Below are 508 nucleotides of genomic sequence, written 5' to 3'. Positions count from 1 at the left end.
GCAGTGCCGCCAGCTTACGCCGGGCGCGAAACAACAGCACTTTCACGCTCTTGTGACCGACGTTCACAGCTCGCGCGATTTCCTCGTGGTCCGCTTCGACCACATAGGCTAGCCAAAGCAGCATGCGGTCGCGCGGCCGGAGGCGAGCGAAAGTCCGCGCCATGTCGAGCCGCGCGTCGCTGTCGCGACCGGCTTGCGCGTGTGGTTCCATCGCATGCCTAGCCTCCCATGGTCGCTCGCGCTGCCGCCGCCGGAAGTGGTCGACGACCAGGTTGCTGGCGATGCGATAAAGGTATCGCCGGCGCTCTTCGTCACTCCGAGGGAGATTCCGCGCGCCGAGGAGCCGCACGAAGGCATCCTGTAACAGATCGTCCGCATCCGCAGCATCGCCGATCGCGTGGTGTAGATATGCTCGCAGCCCGCTGGCCGTCCGCGTATAAAAGTCGCGGAAGGTCGCCTCGTTCAGCCCTGAAGCCGGTGCCAGCGTGCGATCGCGCGTCGTTGCCTC

At 65.6% G+C, this 508-nt stretch carries 1 pseudogene (cut by a window edge); it reads right to left on the bottom strand.

Annotated elements, in window-relative coordinates:
* A pseudogene (locus GEV06_27545) lies at positions 1-508 on the bottom strand (sigma-70 family RNA polymerase sigma factor); it reaches 233 nt to the left of the window's first position.

It is taken from the genome of Luteitalea sp. (assembly GCA_009377605.1).
Taxonomy (GTDB): domain Bacteria; phylum Acidobacteriota; class Vicinamibacteria; order Vicinamibacterales; family Vicinamibacteraceae; genus WHTT01.
The sequence above is the reverse complement of the archived record's forward strand: the minus strand, read 5'-3'. Positions and strand labels throughout refer to the sequence as shown.